Here is a 15079-nt window from a genome sequence, read left to right on the forward strand (position 1 = left end):
AAGCTATCAGTAGAAATCCGTCCTACAAATAGCTTGCTTTTCTCATTTTTTAAGTAAGTTTTTACTATCCAATGAATGGCATGAACATCGGTATGACAACTACTGTCACAACCCCAACTACTGTTACAGCAATACTAGCCATTGCTGCCTCTACTTCACCCATTTCAATTCCTACTGCAACTCCTAATGCGTGACCTGCTGTTCCAAGTGCTAGACCTTTTGCAATTGGATGTTTCACTCTAAATGTTTTTAAGAATAACGCTCCTAATGCGTATACGATAACTGCGTTAAAAATAACTGCAAATGAGGTAATGGCTGGAATACCACCAATACTCTCAGAAATTGGTAATGCAATGGCTGTTGTTGCTGCTTGTGGTAACATTGAATTCATTACTGCTGTATCTAAACCAATTGCTTTGGCAACAATGAACACGACAATTACTGAACAAATAGATCCAACCACGATAGCTGATAAAATTTGCCACCAATATTTTTTTAACTTATCCACTTGTTTATATAATGGAATTGCAAATGCAATTGTTGCTGGTTCTAAGAAGAAACTGATCATTTTCCCACCAGTATTATATTCTTCAAAAGTAAAGTTACCTACCTTCAGAAAGACAATTCCTAATACCATCGCTACGAATAATGGCGTAAATAGGAAGAACCCTTTTGAATGCTTAAATAATAATGTTCCGATTCCGTATGCGATTAATGAAACGACGATTCCGAAATATGGAGTCATTATACTTGTCATGTTCATTACCTCCTAACCATGTATGGTCTAAAATAGTTATGCAACTTTTCCGTGTTTACGTCCTTTGTTTACAACTTTTAATTCTTTTGTATCTTTTGTTTCTTTGTCATCTTTTCCTAAAATGAATTGTGCAAATAATCCAGTTACAGCGAGTAAAATAACTGTCGCGACAACAATTACGACTAAAATTTGTATGAAATATTGGCTCATTACACCAAGTGAATTAATAACTGAAATACCTGATGGAACGAAAAGGAATCCGATAATACCTGTTAAAGCTGTTCCAAGCGATTCAACTTGCTCTAATTTAATAACTTTTAAACATAATAAACTAAATAAAATGACTAACCCGATTACCGATGAAGGCATCGGAATTGGTAAATGTGTTGCAATAATATTAGAAATTAACATAACGGCTGAGAATATGAATGCTTGTGATAAGAAACTATATACTTTTTTCGTACTCATTTTGTCCACCTCTTTCGATTTGGTACCTTTATTGTATAAGATATAACTGATTTGGTAAGCGCTTACAAACGGAACGTCAAATATATAGAATCAGTTGCAGGAATATGAGGACGAAATACAAAAGCTGCTTCCTAAATACGAAGCAGCTTCTTGAGTTCTTTTGCATATGTACGGCTAACAGGGACTTTAGATGCCTCTTTCATAATTAAATTATAAGTAGAATTGAACCACGGTTGTACCTCTACAATATGATTAATATTTGCAATAAAACTACGATGCACACGCATAAAACTTGCTTGTGGTAACTTCTTTTCCAAAATGACAAGCGTATCATGTGTTACATACGTTTCTCTCATTGTTTTTACGGTTACTTTTCCATCTACAAGCCCTACATATATAATATCCTTAATATTTACAAGTACGATTGATTCTTCAATTGGCAACGCCAATTTGTGCATCTCTGCTGTTACATCGCCCGCTTTTATTTCTTGCTTCGTTTCTATTTTCGCTTGTTTTTGTTTTTTATACTTTTTTAATGCCTGTACAATACGTTCTTCATCAAATGGCTTTAAAATATAATCTAGCGCATCTACCTCAAATGCCTGCAACGCATATTGATCATACGCAGTTGCAAATACAATTGCAGGGGGATTTTTCATCTTTTTTAATATATTTGCGATTTCAAATCCATTATCATCCGATAATTGAATATCTAGAAATACAATATCTGGTCTATTGTTCATTAGTTCCTCTAATGCGTCTTCCACACAATCAGCCTCACCAATGATCTCAACTTCTTTCGTTCTTTCTAATAAATACTTTAGTTCATCACGTGCTAACATTTCATCATCAACTACTAATACCTTTAACAAACCGCTCTTCCTCCTTTACTTTTTTTGGAATTATAAAAGTAATATCCGTTCCCTTGTGTAGTGCACTTTCAATTTGAAGCATCGTCTCTTTCCCAAATAAACCGACTAGACGTTCATTAATATTATATAAAGCTGTTCCGGTCCCTTTCTTTGAAGAAACTACCATCTTTCCTAATTGCTCTAGACGTTCACTCTCAATCCCTTGTCCATTATCTTTCACTTCAAAGTGAACCATCCCCTCTTTTTCAAACGCATGTACCTTAACTTGACATACTGGTTGCTTCTTTGGAAAAGCATGTCGCAATGCATTTTCAACTAATAGTTGAAGAACAAACGGTGGGACTAATGTTGTCTTTAGCTCCTCCTCAATGTACATCCTTACTTCATACTTATTTGGAAACCTCGCTTGTTCCAGTGATAAATATGCCTGTACATGATTTAATTCTTGTTCTAGTGGGATCAATAATTGACGTGCCCCTTGCAAATTACAACGGAAATATACGCTAAGCTGCAATAATAATTTTCTCGCTTTTTCTACATCTGTTCGGCATAAAGCTGATACTGTATTAATTGCGTTAAATAAAAAATGTGGATTGATTTGTGCTTGTAACGCTTTTATTTCAGCATCTTGCAATAATTTACTTTGCAACTCGGCTTCACCTAACTCAAGCTGCGTGGAGAATATTTTTGCTAAACCTTCCGCTAATTCTTCCTCAACACGCCCTAATTGACTAGCGTTTTTAAAATAAAGTTTTAATGTTCCTATCGTATTCCCATGTGAAGTGAGTGGAATAACAACTGCCGCTTGTAACGGACACCCTTCATGTTGACAATTAATAATCTCACGCGATTTCGCTTTCATTATTTTCCCCGTATGTAGAACCTCTTTCGATAAACCTGTTATTAAACTGTGTGAAGGAATATGATGATCTGATGCTAATCCGACGTGAGCTAATATTTTCTCTGTATCTGTTAAGGATACCGCATCTGTTCCCGTAAAGCGGTGAATAATTTGTGCCACATGCTTACAAGATTCCTCTGTTAAACCCCGGCGAAAATAAGGTAACGTTTTATCAGCAATGCGCAATACCTTATGAGTCTGCAATGCTTTCGCATTCTCTTCCTGACGCAAAATAGCTTGGATCATGGAAAGTAAAATAAAACTACCGAAACTATTCACAAGGATCATCGGTATCGCGATTGTTTTCACAATACCCATTCCATCCTCTACAATTAGTAGAATCATAATCATCTCTAAAGAAACGATAAACACACTTAAAATCGCTGAAAACTTAGGCGTAATCATACGGTTATACTTTTTAAAAATATATCCAATATACCCCGCTATCACTCCTGCCAAAATTGATGAGATTGCGCAGCTTACCGCTGTCGTCCCGCCAAGCATATAACGATGAATACCAGCAATCGACCCTACTCCAATTCCAACGATAGGCCCACCAAGCAATCCACTAATTCCAACACCCATAATACGTGTATTTGCAATTGTACTCGATGAAGAAACACCTTGTAGCCAATTTTCATTCATAATCGTATTCCCTGCAATTTCAATTCCTGTGTAATTACTTACAATTGTAAACACTGAAAAAATACAAATAAGCTTAAACTTATCTATATATCCGTCCTGCCTATGAAGTAGGCGCCTGAATGTCTTAATATGAGAGAGTAAAAAACCTAAAATAACAATAAGTCCAACACGTTCAATCATCATAAGTACTAAATTTAACATCTGTGAGTCATTCCTTTTTAGTTCGTTAGTTTTATTATGAGAAAATAATGAAGTAGCCGTCAAGAAGAATACAATAATTTACTGGAAGTTATTAGTTCTTCGTTTTTTAGTTGAAATGGCTATCGTAACAGAAACAAAGAGAACAGCATTAGACTAAACGTAAAAAAGGAAGCATCTTAAATGAGATGCTTCCTCTTTTCAATGTTTATTTATCATTTTTTGATTTACTAGCTTTCTGAAATAAGAAAGCAGTTTTATCTTCTTCTTTTACAATACCTTGTTTTAATGCTAGTTCCCCTGCAACTTTAGGTGCTAGCCATAGCATTGGGAACAACAGAATGGATACTGGAACAGCTGTCACTACAATGAATGACTGCAACGCATTAATGCTTCCCTCGCCCATGTATAAAAGAATCGCTGCAACTGTTCCCATAATAAGCGACCAAAAAATTCGTAAGCTAATTCTAGGATCTCCATCTCCAGTCACTGCCATTGAAATCGAATAAGCCATTGAATCTCCTGTTGTCACTACAAATAAAATTGTTAATAACAGAAATGCAGGTCCAATAATATTAGAAAGTGGTAGTTGCTCTGTAATTGCAATCATAGCTGCTGGCATACCAGATTCACTTAATGCGGCCGAAATAGAACCAGGATTCATTAACTCATAAAACACACCTGATCCCCCTAGTATAGTAAACCAAAACGTTGTAATAATTGGGGCAATAATTCCAATTGCAACGATGATTTCTCGGATTGTTCTTCCTCTTGAAATACGGCTCACTAAAATTGCCATCATCGGTCCATATCCAATAAACCATCCCCAGAAAAAGATCGTCCAAGATCCTAACCAAGCTGTATCCCCTCGATATGTGCTCATTGGAATAAATTCATTTATATAAAATCCAAACGAAGAAATAAATGCATCAATAATAAATCCGCCTGGTCCACAGAATAATACAAATACCATCAATAAAATCGCTAACTTAACATTTAAATCACTTATAATTTGAATTCCTTTATTAATTCCTGTCACTGCAGATATAGTAGAAACAGCAACGACACAAACAATAATCGCTAATTGAGTAGTAAACACATCAGGAATTCCAAACAATGCTTGTAATCCATAACTTGCTTGTAGTCCTAAAAATCCAATTGGACCAATTGTCCCTGCAGCTACCGCAATAATCGCAAATACATCAATCATCGTTCCAAGCATACTCTTTCGTAATTTCTCCCCGAAAATAGGATATAAAAGTGTGCGAGGCTTGAACGGCATCCCTTTATGGTAATGCCCATACATCATCACTACTGCACTAATTGTTCCTAAAATTGTCCAAGCTAAGAAGCCCCAATGCATATAACTTTGTGCTAAAGCCGGCATTACCGCTTCCTTCGTTTCAGCGGATATACCTTCATGTATTGGTGGAACTGTCATAAAATGATACATTGGCTCTGCTGCTGCCCAAAAAACGCCACCTCCGGCAAGTAATGTAGACATAATAATAGCGAGCCATTTTGCCGTACTAATCTCAGGTTTTTCTAATCCCCCAAGTTTAACTCTCCCATATTTCGAGAACGCCATACACATTGCAACAATAAATGTACCAATTAATAAAACCTGCCAAAAGGCACCAAAATATTTAATTGAAGCTGTAAAACTGCTATTAATGACTCCCTCTACGTAACTTTTATTTAAAAAAACCGCAATTACAAATAATAAAAGCGAGCCACCACTAATAAGAAATACAGGCCAATCCGTTTTTCGACTCTTCATCCTCATTTACACTTCCTCCTTCCTCAGCAATCTAAAAAAACAACTTTATTATGTTTTATTGTTTACACCCAAAACACAATGATTATATAAGTATAATAATTCAACGATTTTCTACACACTTATGTTGTCCCTAAAAATATGCTAAATCCCTTATTTAAAAGAAAATTTCTATTCCTTTTACATAAAAAAGCAAAACAAAAGACCTTATATTTATATAAGGTCTTCGAAACAGAAATTTGATTATAACATAAGGAACTCCTTGGTTCAAAAAGCCCTTTCCAAAAATAACCGATAGTAAAGGCTTCCATTTGCTACGTAACAGTAATTAAAAAAAATTATATTTTTACAGAAAATGCCCTATACTACAAACTATTTATGAAAAAAATTCGGCTTCAAAATTTCATTCGGATACGGTTTATGATAAACATGAGTGGTAGCTGGTGACAATGGCGGAATTAGCCATACCCAATTGCCTGTTACAACACGACCACACGCAGCTTCCTGCTTCTCAAACTGTTGAAATTGTTGTGCTGCAGTATGATGATCAACAATACTAACTCCTTGTTTTTTAAAGGAGTGTAAAACAGCTACATTTAATTCAACCAATGCTTTATCTTTCCATAACGTCCCGTTTCTTGATGTATCTAAATCCATCATCTCCGCAACGGCTGGGAGTAAATTATAACGATCATGATCCGCTAAGTTACGAGCCCCAATCTCCGTCCCCATATACCATCCATTGAACGGAGCAGCTGTATAGGAAATACCGCCAATTTCTAAACGCATATCTGAAATCATCGGTACGCCATACCATTTTACTCCGAGTGAAGATACAGGGTATTCTGGATGCTCAATTGGTACTTCTTTCACCTCTCCTTTCGGAATTTCTTTATATATAGGTGCTTTTCCATCTATAGAAAACACAAGTGGCAATACATCGAAATTCGTGCCTTCTCCTTGCCAACCAAGTTCCTGACAAAAATCTGTAAATGTAGCGGAATGAGAATCACCAATCACTCCCGTTTCCGTTTTATATCCTGCATATCGAATTAACTGGTGATTATAAATCCGTATATTATTTTCTTCATCTTGATATTGCTTAAAAATTGTAATGGTCGGTTTCACTTTCCCGTCGTTCGTTGCATATTTAATATGATGAATTAATGCATTATATACACCTTCCTCATCATTTACTTCACGTGCATCTAATATGTGCATCTTATTCCAAAATAGTCTTCCGATACATCGATTACTATTACGCCATGCCATTCGCGAACCATGAACAAGCTCTTCGAATGTATGCTCATAAGTCCCCGTTTTCTCTATTTCAATTTGAATTTCTTTTATACGTTCTTCTATTAATTGCTCTTTTTGAAGCTCTTTATAGCAAATCGTAATAAAGTTACTTGCTTCCTCTATTAATTGTTTCATTTTACTCATAAACAATCTCCTTCTATTTCAACAAAACGCTACTACTTTACAGTATAAGCAAAAAGAATACGAGTCACAAATGAAAGTGAGAGTGTTACTATTATTGTAATATTTTTCAGAAAATTAAACAGATCGCTATTGACTTACATGTAAAATAAGTGTATTTTTGACTCAGGTAAAATGTTTTTACCTAAACCAACTTTATGGTAAAAAGGGGGTTATGTCTTCATTTCAATTGCCATTCATCATGGGAAGCACCATGATGAAAATCGGTGCCCAGAGTTTGTGACCAACTGGTAGCATACAGTAAACTGGGACCGAGTAAACGAAAAGTATTTACAAGCAATTCAATCACGAAAACATTAGTCGTACGTATAAGGTAAATCTGGTAATGTAAAGTCAGTATTGTCGAAATCCTCCAGAATCCCCCGGATTGCCACCGGGGGATTTATGATTACTTCATTGTATTTATGTAATGGTGTAAAACATTTTTTATTTCTATTTTCAGTTCTCGGAATGGAAACCCTAATTCACGAGCCTTTCCATTATGTAGCGTACAATTAGTTACCTCATTATAAGGCGCTATATTGTCTCCTGCTTCTTGAATACACGCTTTTATCCCTGTTTTCTCTTCTATGAAACGAATAATTTCTTCAGTAGAAACTACCCCGTTACTACAAGCGTTAATCACACCTTCCATGTTTTCCATCCCGCACCAAGCTAGAAACTCTCCTGCTTCTTTTTCATGTATAAATGACAACTCTCCATCTACATGATCCACAACGATAGGCTCTTGTTTCACAACATTTTCAACGTAAAATTGCAATCTTTTCGTATAATCGTTTTCTCCAATAACAACTGGAAAACGCACTACAATAACTGGGAATGTTGCATGTTGAAACAACACTGCTTCCGCTAACTTCTTTCCTTCACTATAAGTGAAGTCTTTCCTATTTCCGTACGTAATTGCATACTCGTACGGATTAAAGTCCTCCTCTGATAAGTTTAGTGCAGGTTCATAGACCGCCATTGAAGATGTCATAATATACTTCTTCGTTTTCCCTTTCAAAACTTTACATACTATCTTCGCTGCATTCGAGCTATAGCATAAATTATCGTATACGATATCATAACTTTTATCTTCTAGACGCTCTTCTAATTGTTTTTCGTCTTCTCTATCTACAATAAGTCTTTTCACTGTACTTCCAAAAGAATCTTCCGTAATTCCTCTCGTCGCAATCGTTACATCGTGTCCATCTTGCAAAAGTGCTTCTACTAAATGTTTACCAAAAAATCTTGTTCCCCCGAGCACTAGTACTTTTTTCAATTCCATCATCCCCATTACAACAATTTTTAAAATACTTCCTCTATTATTATAAAAGCTACTATATAAAAAGCATGGAATCAGTTTAACGATTCCATGCTTTTCTATAGATAATATATTAACGTACTCTATATTTAAAAATACAATAACAGAAGTATAAAATAGAAATTACTGATACATAAACCCAAAGTTCATATACAAAACCTTCTCCCCATACTCCCATAAAATAAAAGAGTGAAGGCAGCGTCAACGTTACCCACGATTGCACGAAAGCAATTCTACCAAGGTATTGATTAATATTCTTTTTTTGTGTATTTAATACAAAGAATAAATACCAAAGTAATGCCCACATAAACCACGTTAACGCATTAACAACATCATGGAATTGAACAAATGAAACAACCATATAGAATAAAGCAATAATTGCTACCCAAATACAAAACCACCCTAGACCGCTACTATCCATTCCTTTTATAAAGGTAACACCTACATATAAATAGGTTAATCCAAATAAGAAAGTAGCTGCATATGAATACACTGTCCAATTGCTTTGGTCAGAAATCATGATCAGATAGAACGGAATAATAATTTGTAGTGCACCTACAAATAAATTAAAAACACCCGCACTTTTCATCTCTGCTTTTCCTAATATAACAAGACTATTTAAAAATAAAGCTGCACCCGAAAGTAATAATCCTACGTAACCCATATATCCTCATGTGAAAACCTTACAGTTTCACACTGTAACCTCCCCATCTTGTAAAAATAATATTATTCCTTATTCTCCTTCTTATTTACAACTACATACAAAGTTTTTTGCAAAACAAGTCAGACTTCCTACCTTGAAAAACGACATACAAACCCATTCCATACATGCTACACAGTAAATAATATGAATCTGAGCGTAACACGTCTTAAAACGCTTTCAATAATACGTAATCCAATCAAAAAGCTAATAGGATTATTTGATTATAAACGTACTCTAGTAATGATACAAGTATTGGAATACTTTTCAATATCATATTTTTATTTCTATAAAAAATATGATGAATGATACATTTTTCCTATCTCACTCTATTAATTATCCGCATAGAATATTGTAAATTCATATTAATTTAGAAAGGTTTGATATATATGTCCCTTCATTATCCAACTCACTCTCTTATTTACTCAACTGGTGTTCTAACAAGAGAACCAGCTACCGTTTCTGCAGTAGTAAACATTGTAAATCTAGATGCACATTACGAGCACCCTATAAGTATAGAAGTTTGGGATTGGTCTAATTATTCTAATCCCGTGAAATTACCTGTATTAATTGGTGAAAACACGGAAGCAAACTTTCCTTATCCTTTAGCTGGAAATCATTTAGCGGTCTTTTATGCAGATTTAAATGAATCTGTTAATTTGTATGAAATTCGCATTTCTTATCGTAAGCACGCTAATGTTGTTGCAAATTGTTTTGGACGAAGCCTTCCTCCTTATACAAGCCAACAAGGTAATACCGTATACCATAAGCAACTCGTTAAAATTCATGAAAGTATTACGTTTCCATATTATCAGTCTTAATACTTCTGAGAAATTCTAGACCAGTAATACCCTTTTTCCTTCTCTAGAAAAAAGGGTATTACTGATCCCAAAGGACATATTTAATATTATTTTACTTATCATAAATATCATTTGGATTTATTGTAGAAATAAATCCATTTATAGTGCTATATTTTTTCGATATATCATCTGGAGTTACAGTAAACGTTACAACTTTATTACTCTGTTGCTTAAAATAACGCATCCAATTCTGGCTCCATTGATCTTCTGCAATAACGCGTTTATTAAAGTCTTCCCATAGTACACCGTGGATAAAATTCAAAGTCGCACTTTTAATCGTTTCAAATCCCCAATTCTGTACAAGCAATAAATTAGAATCAACACTTTTAATTTCTTTTAATAAATTTACATACGCCGATCTAAATTTTTCTTGTACAGCTGCCTGATCATAGAAATAATCGTCAATATCACCCGCAGTGTCTAAAAATACCCCATCTATGCCTTTTCCAATAATTTGCTGTTTTACCTTGTTGATAATAATACTTCGATAATGGTCGTCAGCTAAATTCATAATATATGTATCCCACTGTTCAATTCTCATTTTCTCGCCGTCTCTATAATAATAATCCGACTCCATTACTTGTGATTTATGCCAGTCTTCTAATTCTAAAACACTAACATAGCCGAGAACCACAGTTCCTGATTTTTTTAATTGTTGAACCTGTTCTCTCGTAAATGCATAAGGCTCGATAATAACCATGTCATACTTCGAAAGTCTTTCAATTACTTGCTTATTTGCTTCGCCATAATAAATTTTATAGCTCTGCACATTTTTCAAAATTGGATTCACCGCATTTACTTGTGCTGCTGTATTTGAGGAAAAAATAAAAGAAAATATAGAAAAAAAACAGATGGAACGTTTCCAATTCATAATCATATTGCCTCCTATACTAATATAATAATATTTTCATGTTTTATATCTTAAAGCGTTAATAAAGGGTCGTTATTTTATAAAAACCCCTCAAAAACACAATGAATTAACAAAAATTAGAATTTATTTCTCTTGAATTTACTACATCCCTATTGATAAAATAATTTGTATTCTGCAGAAAATATATATTTTAAAATAACTGTTTATTTTACTTCATGTATTATTACTCGGAGCTAAATTGGTAAACGAAAGAAGGGGTCTATTTATGCACTATAAACAATCCAATTTATTCATGAAATTGATTGAACCTACTATTCTCTTTATTGCTCTATTTGTTCTCTCAATATTAACTGATTTTTTTACGTCTACACATGAATATTTCATACTTTTATTTATTACATTAATTATTTCTAGCCGATACGGTATATCAATTGCACTTTTCACATTCCTGGAATCAATAGTTTACATTTTTATAAGCGGTATATATAAAGGTGATGATATACTACTTTACTTCTATTCATCAGATCATTGGATAAGTTGGATTTTCTTGCTTGTTGTTAGTTTATATTGCGGATTAATGAGTACTTCACAAAAAGAACGTTATGAAGATATACATATGGTAAATGCTGAACTCCAGTCTGAAAATAAAGAGCTAAAGTATGTTATTAAACAATTGGATGAAACACGTATTACACTTCGTTCTCGTGTGCTTGAATCAAACAATCATTTATCTAAAATGTACCATATGTTTAAAGCCTTAAATCATACACATCCTGAAATTGTATTAGATGAAGGCATGAATGTATTAAAAACATATTTTGGTGCAAAAAAAATTGGCATCTATCACGTTGATAACAATAAACAATCTCTTCGTATTAAATTAAGATCAGAAACTGGTGAAAATACTTTATCCCAATCAATTTTTGTTAAAAACGCTTCACCAGTCATCAAAAATGCATTAGCGCATAATCGACCTTTTTTCCGTACAGAAGAAGATTTTCAAGACGCACCACTTTTAGTTGGTCCTGTCTTATTCCAAGATAATGTACAATACATCATTATCTTAGATGAAATTGAATTCTCCAAAATAACTTCTGAACAATTTGAACTCTTCACATGGTATTTACGCTGGATGGGTGACCGTTTACAAAACGCTTCTAATATTTGGATATCTAGTCAGGAAGAGCGTACATTCCCTAACACGAGTATTTACTATGAAGACGAATTTGAACATTTATTAGAAATCGAACAAAAACGTTACGAAACATTATCATATCCATATTCATATTTTGAGTTCCATGCGTCACAGGACTCTTTACAAGTAATAAATGCAGTCTTAAAAACGCATTTACGTGATATTGATATCTTCAGTTATAGTACAGTCCATCAAAAAATCATGATTTTATTACCTGGTACTGAAGAAAAGTTTTTATTACAAGTTAAAACTCGTATACAAAATGCTCTCTCTGCTGAAGGAGTGATATCCTAATGATTTTTCTCCTTTTTTATATTATATATGCTATTTTAATTTTTCTCTTATTTCGATTTACGAAAGGTTTAATGTCAGAAAATAAAAAAGGAATTATTGAATTTTGCTTAATTATTTCTCTTCTGTTCCCACTCCTTGGACTTATTGTATCAGTAATCATGTTATTACTTAATATAAAGCGTTCCAAAACAGGGTGGTTACAGCAGTATTCTGATTATGTGTCCTTTCAGGTTGATAATTATGAAGATATTTTAGAATCGGCCAAACAGGATATGGACCTTATTTCATTTTCTTCCGGATTAGAAATTGATAAGCCTGAGTTACATAAACAACTCATTGTACAATTAAGTTCTTCCACCATTTCTAATGAAGGTGGATTATTGAAAGAAGCGATTCATCATAAAGATCCTGAAACTGTACATTATGCTGCAACTACGATTAATTTACTAAACGAGCGTTATGAAAAACAGATTGGATACTTGAATAAACAATTTCTGCAACATCCCCAAAACGACATTGCAAAAGAATTAGTTTCTAATTATTTAAGATATATAGAAAGTGGTCTACTTTCCAATCAGCAGAAAGAGAAAACAATTAATGAATTTATGAGTTTCATTACACAAAGTATAGAACTTTTCCCGGACGAATTGCTCTACTCTTTCCAGCTCGGAAATCTACTTCTATACAAAAAACAATATGTAGAATCCGAAGGACAATTTTCACATCTAATCCACCTTAATTCTGAATCCTATTACGGGTATGTCGGATTACTAGAACTATACTACGAACAACAATTATGGGACAAACTTTATAAATTAATTGATAATCTAACATCTACAAAAAAAGTTCATATTTTACCACGTAAATATCAATTATTTGTAGGGCAGTTTGGAGGCATACACATTGAAGAAGAGCATTAATATATATATCGGGATCATCAGTATTACTTTATTTCTCTTAATTATCCTTATCCTCATATATCGAACAAATAATTTTTATCAATTTTTTTCTATTCCCAAAACTAAAGAAACAGATACTGTTAAAACAGTAACAGCGAAAGATGTAAATCCAAATGGTCAAAACATGCAATTCTACGTTTTAACAACGGATAATAAATTAGGAGAACAAGTTACATTCCATACAAAAAAGGCAATGGATTACGCCCACCTACATTACAAGGATATTACAGCTAATGAAATTAAGACGCTTACTCCCTCTCCTTATACAGGGATCATTATTACGGGTGAAGTAATGGCACAACTGCCACAAGCTGATATTCAAAATTTTGTACAGATGGGTGGAAGACTCATTATTGCCAACCGGCTCGATTCAGATCCTTCCTGGAATTCCTTATTTGGGATTAACCAAAAAGGAGGATTCACAGATGCAAAGGGATTAACTTTTGAACAAGTTTTATTCCCTGGTTATCCAGATCTCTCAAACTCTTCTGCTCTATTTACACATAGCTCTATGGAGATTGCACTAGATGAGAATACAACCGATCCTTGGATAACAGCCGAAGACCTTCCGATTCTTTGGACGAATGAATATGGTGATGGAAAGGTCTTATATTGGAATACAACGGCATTAAACAATAAATTAGGTAGAGGGATGTTTGTCCAATCACTTGGTACCATTTTCCCTACTTTTGCTACAGCACAACTTGGTGCAGAAATTATGTATATCGATGATTTCCCATCACCAATACCAAGTGGTGAATTAAAAAACTTAACGACCGAAAAAATTTCTGTTGAAGAATTTTATAAAAAACATTGGTGGAAGAATATGAAAGACATCTCTGACGAACTTCATATTAAATATACAGGGGTTGCAATTGGGACATACCAAAATAAGGTGACGCCTCCTTTTGAGGATTTCGCTAATAAAAATAGAAATACCTATTTATTATTTGGAAGGGAATTGTTATCTCAAGGCGGAGAAATTGGAATACACGGCTATAATCATCAACCTTTATTATTACCAAAAGATCCGGTAGACAAATCACTGGAATACATTCCATGGAATTCAAAAGAGGATATGGCTAACGCTTTAGATGCTCTACAAAAGCTCGTATATAACTTCTTTCCAAATGAAAAATTAAAAACTTATGTACCACCATCCAATATTATAAATACAACTGGATTAAATGTATTAAATGATAGTGTTCCTACACTAGAAACTGTTTCCTCCCTATATATAGGAAGTAGCAGTAACGGTAGCTTGATTCAGGAATTCGAACAAGATAAACAGAACAAAAATATTTATCACTTCCCGCGCATTACGAGTGGTTATGCTATTACAGACGAAGAACAGTTCATCCTAACCGATGTTACTGCAAATTTAGGCGTTATTTCACACTTCGTCCATCCCGATGATATTCTTGATGAAAAACGTTCAGGTAACTTAACTTGGGAAGAATTATTTAAAGCTTATAAAAAAACAATCTTTGAAATACGTGAAAGATATCCTTATATAAAAAGTATGACACAAAGCGAAGCAACTGCTTCCATGAAAATTTATCAAACTGGTGATCTAGCTGTTTCTTATGAAGACAATGCTGTTCATATTGCATATAAAGGATTGCCAAACCACACTTCAACGATTATACGTGTCGAAGAAGGAAAAAAATTAAAAACCGGTTCTTTCCCGTACGGTACAGTTACAAAACTAGATTCACAAATTTATAGCGTTACATTAAAAAAAGCCAACGCTACAATTCCAATTAAAGGAGCATAGCA

General features: G+C 33.9%; 13 protein-coding genes and 1 pseudogene. 5 read left to right on the forward strand and 9 right to left on the reverse strand.

The window, feature by feature from the left end; genetic code table 11:
* Positions 1-64 precede the first annotated feature (64 nt).
* From lrgB to DN410_RS19180, 6 genes are all read right to left on the reverse strand, one after another.
* A complete protein-coding gene (lrgB, locus tag DN410_RS19155; RefSeq protein WP_149177656.1) occupies positions 65-757 on the reverse strand; it encodes an antiholin-like protein LrgB in 693 nt (230 codons plus the stop codon).
* 36 nt (positions 758-793) lie between these two features.
* Positions 794-1225: an antiholin-like murein hydrolase modulator LrgA gene (gene lrgA / locus DN410_RS19160; RefSeq protein ID WP_149177657.1), complete on the reverse strand. Its 432-nt coding sequence runs from the start codon at positions 1223-1225 to the stop codon at positions 794-796.
* Between the two features lie 131 nt (positions 1226-1356).
* Positions 1357-2097, reverse strand: coding sequence for a LytR/AlgR family response regulator transcription factor (locus DN410_RS19165; protein ID WP_149177658.1), 741 nt, complete (start codon positions 2095-2097; stop codon positions 1357-1359).
* Positions 2075-3844: a two-component system sensor histidine kinase LytS gene (lytS, locus tag DN410_RS19170; protein WP_149177659.1), complete on the reverse strand. Its 1770-nt coding sequence runs from the start codon at positions 3842-3844 to the stop codon at positions 2075-2077. Before lytS ends, DN410_RS19165 begins: the two co-directional genes overlap by 23 nt.
* A gap of 205 nt (positions 3845-4049) precedes the next feature.
* The gene (locus DN410_RS19175; protein WP_149177660.1) at positions 4050-5627 is read right to left on the reverse strand and encodes a BCCT family transporter; all 1578 of its coding nucleotides are present in this window, start codon (positions 5625-5627) and stop codon (positions 4050-4052) included.
* 363 nt (positions 5628-5990) lie between these two features.
* Complete coding sequence (locus DN410_RS19180; protein WP_149177661.1) at positions 5991-7061, reverse strand: nitric oxide synthase oxygenase; 1071 nt, start codon at positions 7059-7061, stop codon at positions 5991-5993.
* Positions 7062-7316: 255 nt separating this feature from the next.
* Between DN410_RS19180 and DN410_RS28815 the strand changes: the two are divergent.
* Positions 7317-7418, forward strand: a pseudogene (locus tag DN410_RS28815) (superoxide dismutase); the annotation flags it as partial.
* Positions 7419-7506: 88 nt separating this feature from the next.
* Here DN410_RS28815 and DN410_RS19190 read toward each other — a convergent pair.
* Both DN410_RS19190 and DN410_RS19195 read right to left on the reverse strand, forming a co-directional pair.
* On the reverse strand, positions 7507-8394 hold the full coding sequence (locus DN410_RS19190) for an NAD-dependent epimerase/dehydratase family protein (protein ID WP_149177662.1): 888 nt from the start codon (positions 8392-8394) through the stop codon (positions 7507-7509).
* 100 nt (positions 8395-8494) lie between these two features.
* Entirely contained in the window at positions 8495-9085 is a 591-nt protein-coding gene (locus tag DN410_RS19195) for an AmiS/UreI family transporter (RefSeq protein WP_000542567.1), read from the reverse strand.
* Positions 9086-9510: 425 nt separating this feature from the next.
* Between DN410_RS19195 and DN410_RS19200 the strand changes: the two genes are divergently transcribed.
* On the forward strand, positions 9511-9942 hold the full coding sequence (locus DN410_RS19200; RefSeq protein WP_149177663.1) for a hypothetical protein: 432 nt from the start codon (positions 9511-9513) through the stop codon (positions 9940-9942).
* Positions 9943-10033: 91 nt separating this feature from the next.
* On the opposite strand, the gene DN410_RS19205 is transcribed toward DN410_RS19200, so the two are convergent.
* Positions 10034-10852 carry an endo alpha-1,4 polygalactosaminidase gene (locus tag DN410_RS19205; RefSeq protein WP_149177664.1) on the reverse strand — a complete coding sequence of 273 codons (819 nt, stop codon included), beginning with the start codon at positions 10850-10852 and terminating at the stop codon, positions 10034-10036.
* A gap of 265 nt (positions 10853-11117) precedes the next feature.
* Here DN410_RS19205 and DN410_RS19210 point away from each other — a divergent pair, with 265 nt between their 5' ends.
* The 3 genes from DN410_RS19210 to DN410_RS19220 are packed head-to-tail and all read left to right on the forward strand — an operon-like array spanning position 11118 to position 15077.
* The gene (locus tag DN410_RS19210; RefSeq protein WP_149177665.1) at positions 11118-12341 is read left to right on the forward strand and encodes a GAF domain-containing protein; all 1224 of its coding nucleotides are present in this window, start codon (positions 11118-11120) and stop codon (positions 12339-12341) included.
* Positions 12341-13261, forward strand: coding sequence for a tetratricopeptide repeat protein (locus DN410_RS19215; RefSeq protein ID WP_149177666.1), 921 nt, complete (start codon positions 12341-12343; stop codon positions 13259-13261). The genes DN410_RS19210 and DN410_RS19215 overlap by 1 nt, the downstream gene beginning before the upstream one ends.
* Positions 13245-15077: a DUF2194 domain-containing protein gene (locus DN410_RS19220; RefSeq protein WP_149177667.1), complete on the forward strand. Its 1833-nt coding sequence runs from the start codon at positions 13245-13247 to the stop codon at positions 15075-15077. The genes DN410_RS19215 and DN410_RS19220 overlap by 17 nt, the downstream gene beginning before the upstream one ends.
* Positions 15078-15079: the final 2 nt, after the last annotated feature.

This window comes from Bacillus sp. SH5-2 (assembly GCF_008368905.1).
GTDB classification, from domain to species: Bacteria; Bacillota; Bacilli; order Bacillales; family Bacillaceae_G; genus Bacillus_A; species Bacillus_A luti.

Excerpts from the sequence above, each read along its gene's own strand:
- lrgB (WP_149177656.1), bottom strand. The coding sequence starts at position 757 with ATGACAAGTATAATGACTCCATATTTCGGAATCGTCGTTTCATTAATC.
- lrgA (WP_149177657.1), bottom strand. The coding sequence starts at position 1,225 with ATGAGTACGAAAAAAGTATATAGTTTCTTATCACAAGCATTCATATTC.
- lytS (WP_149177659.1), bottom strand. The coding sequence starts at position 3,844 with ATGTTAAATTTAGTACTTATGATGATTGAACGTGTTGGACTTATTGTT.
- DN410_RS19175 (WP_149177660.1), bottom strand. The coding sequence starts at position 5,627 with ATGAGGATGAAGAGTCGAAAAACGGATTGGCCTGTATTTCTTATTAGT.
- DN410_RS19180 (WP_149177661.1), bottom strand. The coding sequence starts at position 7,061 with ATGAGTAAAATGAAACAATTAATAGAGGAAGCAAGTAACTTTATTACG.
- DN410_RS19190 (WP_149177662.1), bottom strand. The coding sequence starts at position 8,394 with ATGGGGATGATGGAATTGAAAAAAGTACTAGTGCTCGGGGGAACAAGA.
- DN410_RS19195 (WP_000542567.1), bottom strand. The coding sequence starts at position 9,085 with ATGGGTTACGTAGGATTATTACTTTCGGGTGCAGCTTTATTTTTAAAT.
- DN410_RS19200 (WP_149177663.1), top strand. The coding sequence starts at position 9,511 with ATGTCCCTTCATTATCCAACTCACTCTCTTATTTACTCAACTGGTGTT.
- DN410_RS19205 (WP_149177664.1), bottom strand. The coding sequence starts at position 10,852 with ATGAATTGGAAACGTTCCATCTGTTTTTTTTCTATATTTTCTTTTATT.
- DN410_RS19210 (WP_149177665.1), top strand. The coding sequence starts at position 11,118 with ATGCACTATAAACAATCCAATTTATTCATGAAATTGATTGAACCTACT.
- DN410_RS19215 (WP_149177666.1), top strand. The coding sequence starts at position 12,341 with ATGATTTTTCTCCTTTTTTATATTATATATGCTATTTTAATTTTTCTC.